Annotated in this window: 4 protein-coding genes and 1 pseudogene; 4 read left to right on the top strand and 1 reads right to left on the bottom strand. The window is 62.3% G+C overall.

The genetic code is table 11. The features are described from left to right. Positions 1–1893, top strand: a 1893-nt coding sequence (locus tag AB4Z11_RS25780) for a triple tyrosine motif-containing protein (RefSeq protein ID WP_442028651.1), incomplete at its 5' end; no start/stop codon positions are given. A 6-nt stretch (positions 1894–1899) separates the two neighbouring features. Here AB4Z11_RS25780 and AB4Z11_RS25775 read toward each other — a convergent pair. Continuing rightward, entirely contained in the window at positions 1900–2541 is a 642-nt protein-coding gene (locus tag AB4Z11_RS25775) for a glutathione S-transferase family protein (protein WP_442028650.1), read from the bottom strand. Positions 2542–2653: 112 nt separating this feature from the next. Here AB4Z11_RS25775 and AB4Z11_RS25770 point away from each other — a divergent pair, with 112 nt between their 5' ends. The 3 genes and pseudogenes from AB4Z11_RS25770 to AB4Z11_RS25760 all read left to right on the top strand — a co-directional run. After that, positions 2654–3235 (top strand): TetR/AcrR family transcriptional regulator, encoded by a 582-nt coding sequence (locus AB4Z11_RS25770; protein WP_442028649.1) that lies wholly within the window; start codon positions 2654–2656, stop codon positions 3233–3235. Between the two features lies 1 nt (position 3236). Then, a complete protein-coding gene (locus AB4Z11_RS25765) occupies positions 3237–3554 on the top strand; it encodes a cupin domain-containing protein (protein ID WP_442028648.1) in 318 nt (105 codons plus the stop codon). Positions 3555–3608: 54 nt separating this feature from the next. After that, positions 3609–3968, top strand: a pseudogene (locus tag AB4Z11_RS25760) (branched chain amino acid aminotransferase); the annotation flags it as partial.

Genomic DNA, 3968 nt, shown 5'->3' with positions numbered 1-3968 from the left:
GAGGTCAAGACACCGAGCTATCAGACGATCGCCGCTCTGCCGCCGCAAAATGAAAATACCGCCGTCAGCGTGATCCACAAAAACGGCCGCGATGTCTGGACCGGCGGCCGCGATGGACTCTGGCATTACAGGGACGGCAAACGCGAACACATTGCCTTGCCCGACTACGCGACCACGATGCAGTTCCATTCCATCGCGCAGGACAAGGACGGTGGCTTGTGGGTCGCTGCACGCGACGCAGGTGTGATCAGGCTGAAAGACGGCGAGTGGCAGCGCGGCGGCGGCTACAAAGACCTGAAACGCCGTGCCGACTGGATCATGCAGGACCACGCCGGACGTATCTGGTTTGGCTATATGGACAACAGCATTCGCGTGCTGGAAGACGGCAAGGTCAGAATCTACGACGTCAAGGATGGTCTGCACGTCGGCACCGCTGAACAGATCGTGGAAAGTGGCGATGGCGTCTGGATCGGTGGCCTGAACGGCTTATTCCATTTTGACGGCAAGAAGTTCGTGCAGGTCATCGGGCAGGGGGACGATGCGCTGCTTGGCTTGTCCGGCATTGTGGACTATGGCGGAGCGCTGTGGCTGAATGGCTCCGCTGGCGTCACCATTGTCAGCAAGCGCGAGCTGGAAAAGGCCCTGGCTGATCCGCGCTATCGTTTCAGCTTCCGCCGGCTCGATCACAAGGACGGCCTGAGCGGCGTGGCGACGACTGCTTTCCCGTTACCGTCAGCCGTTGCAGGCACAGATGGCAAGCTGTGGTTCTCCACCACCGCAGGCCTGTTCTGGCTTGATACGAAAGCGGAAATGCGGAACAAGACTCCGCCGCCGGTCTATGTGCGCGGCGCGAATGTGGACGGTGTCGCGTTTCCGATGTCTGATCAGGGCAGCAATCAATTGCCCGCAAATCCGGGACGCGTGCAGATCGACTACACGGCGCTGAGCTACACCATGCCGGAACGCATGCAGTTCCAGTATCTGCTGGAAGGCGTGGATCGCGGCTGGCAGCAAGGCGGCRTCACGCGTACCGCAACCTACACTGACCTTGGTCCGGGCGATTACCGCTTCCGCGTGCGGGCATCCAATAACGACGGCGTCTGGAGCGAGTCCGACGCGGTGATGGCCTTCACCGTGCAGCCGGCGTTTTATCAGACCATCTGGTTCCGCGTACTGTGCGCCGGCTTGCTGGCRCTGGGCCTGTGGGCAATCTATAAGCTGCGTGTTGCCCAGGTTTCGCGCGCGGTAGCGGGGCGCATCGAAGCGCGCATGGAGGAGCGGGAACGCATCGCGCGCGACCTGCATGACACGCTGCTGCAAACAGTGCAGGCATCGCTGCTGCAGATGCAGACGGCCACCTATCGATTGCCGTCCGACTCGCAGGCGCGCCATGACATCGAGCGCTCGCTGGATCTCGCCCAGTCGGCGCTGGAGGAGGGCCGCGACAAGGTCCACGATCTGCGGGCTGCACCCGGTACCGATCTGGCGGACGACGTTTGCCGAACGATTCAGGCCGAACATCCAACGCTGGCGCTGGCCTGCAAGTCGGACGGCGACGCGACCCTGATTACGCCCTGCGTATATGACGAATTGCGCGCCATCTCGCTGGAAGCCGTGCGTAACGCCGCCCGTCACGCACAGGCTTCGCGTATTAGCTACGAAGTCAGCTATGGCAGGGACATGCTCACGCTGACAGTGCGTGACGATGGCCGCGGCCTGCCGGACGTCGTGCAGTCCGCAGGCCAGGCGGCGGGACGCTGGGGCCTGGTTGGCATGCGCGAGCGCGCCAAGCGGCTTGGCGGACAAATCATGCTGGTCAGCGACGCCGGCAAAGGCACCGTCGTGACGGTCGAGGTGCCCGGCAAGTGCGCCTATCGTCCGCTGGCGGCCTAAGCGATTTTAAGCAGCCTTGCCTGCGGCGAAGTGCTCCATATGGTCGGCCAGCGCTTTCTTGAAGGCGGGACGGGCCATGCAGCGCTGCTTGTAAGCCAGCAGGTTCTTGAACTGCTCCACCACGCCGCTGTCGTCCAGCTGGCGCAGCACAGTCGTCATCAGGATGTCGGCCGCGCTGAAGCTGCCCGCCAGGTAGTCGCGGTTGGCCAGCCAGGTATCCATGGCGCCCAGGCGTTTTTTCGCCAGCTCCTCCATCATCGGGCGCGCTTCCTTGGCCCATGCGTCATTGGCGTGGAAGAACAGCAGATTGGCCAGATTGCCGGTGTGCGGTTCGACCGTATTGAGCGCTGCGAACATCCACATCCTGGCTTGTTCGCGCTCAGCCGGATCGGCGGGCAGCAGGTTCGGTTCTTTCTCCGCCAGGTGCAGCAGGATGGCGCCGGACTCGAAGATCGGGAAGTCGCCATCGTGCAGAACCGGCACTTGTCCGAAAGGCTGCTGCTGGCGGAATTCGGGCGAGTTCTGGTCGTCGACATTGCGTATCTCGTAGGGCAGTCCGGCTTCCTCCAGCGCCCAGCGCACGCGCAGCTCGCGCACATGGCCAATGGCGAATTCGGGGACGTAACGGAAAGTAGTCAATGTGTACATCTGGTATCTCCTGGGTTGTGTTGAGGTGTTGGAGACGAGAATACTGCGATCCAAAATATGTTCAAGAACATAATTTGAATCGGGGCGATAATGCCTCCCAAGGAGGATGACGATGCCCTACACAAGCGAACATAAGGCCCGCACCCGCGCCAAAATTGTCGAGTCGGCGCGCAAGCTGTTCAACCGCTACGGCTTCGAGCAGGTGTCGATCGAGAACATCATGTCCGAGGCCGGGCTCACACGCGGTGGCTTTTACAATCACTTCGATAGCAAGGACGAGCTGTATGCGGCGGCAGTGGCCAGCTTCACGAGCTGCAATCCGTTTGCGGTCAGCATTGCGGAGAATCCGCCGCCCGATCCGTATTCATTGGCGCGCCGGCTGCTCGATCTTTACCTGAGCGATGCGGTGCTGGCGGATATCGACTCTCATTGCCCTCTATACGCCTTGCCCGGCGACGTGGCGCGTGCCGGCTTGTCTCCGCAGAAGGCTTACACAGACCTGATCCGCAACCTGACGCACGTCTATCGTCATGCGCTGGCCGATTATCCGGATGCCGAACAGCGCGCGCAGGCCATTGTGTCCCTGTGCGTGGGCGGCATGGTGCTGGCGCGCACCACGGACGACGAAGCGCTGCGCGGTTCCCTGCGCGCAGCCGCTCGCCAGCAGGCGCTGGTTCTGCTGGGAGTGAATTAAGATGACGACGGTTGCCAACTTCTTCGCCGGCGCCACCCCGCCCGCAGAGGGCGAGCGCTTCGACACGCTGCTGTCCCACGGCGGCCTGCGCATCGAGCGCATCGTCAGCACCTGCAGAATCGAATCACAGCTCTACGTGCAGGAAGAGGACGAGTGGGTCATCCTGCTGCAAGGCGAAGCCCTGCTCGACGTCGATGGCGCCGAGGTCCCGCTCAAGTCCGGCGACTACCTTTTTCTGCCGGCCCGCACCCCGCACTCCGTCCAGCGCGTCTCCGACGGCGCCTTGTGGCTGGCAGTGCATTGCGCAGCCAAGTGTTAGACTACTCGCTTAGGACGGGAAAAATCCCGGAAGTTGACAAGGAGTAGCCGAACAATGAGCAGCGAACAAAAATCCAAACTGGCGTATCAGCCGCACCCGAATCCTGTGAGCGCGGACCAGCGCGCGAGCTTCATGGAGAATCCGGGCTTCGGACGCATTTTCTCGGACCACATGGCGACCATTCGCTACACCGAAGGCCAGGGCTGGCATGACGCCAAGATCGAAGCGCGCACTGCGTTCAGCCTGGACCCGGCCACCCTGGTCCTGCACTATGCCCAGGAAATCTTCGAGGGCATGAAGGCCTACCGCCTCCCGGATGGCGGCGCGACCCTGTTCCGTCCGGACGCCAACGCACGCCGCTTCCGCAATTCCGCCAAGCGCCTGGCGATGGCAGATCTGCCGGAAGAACTGTTC

It is taken from the genome of Pseudoduganella sp. RAF53_2, from assembly GCF_052113985.1.
In the GTDB taxonomy this organism is placed as follows: Bacteria; Pseudomonadota; Gammaproteobacteria; order Burkholderiales; family Burkholderiaceae_D; genus Rugamonas.
The sequence above is the reverse complement of the archived record's forward strand: the minus strand, read 5'-3'. Positions and strand labels throughout refer to the sequence as shown.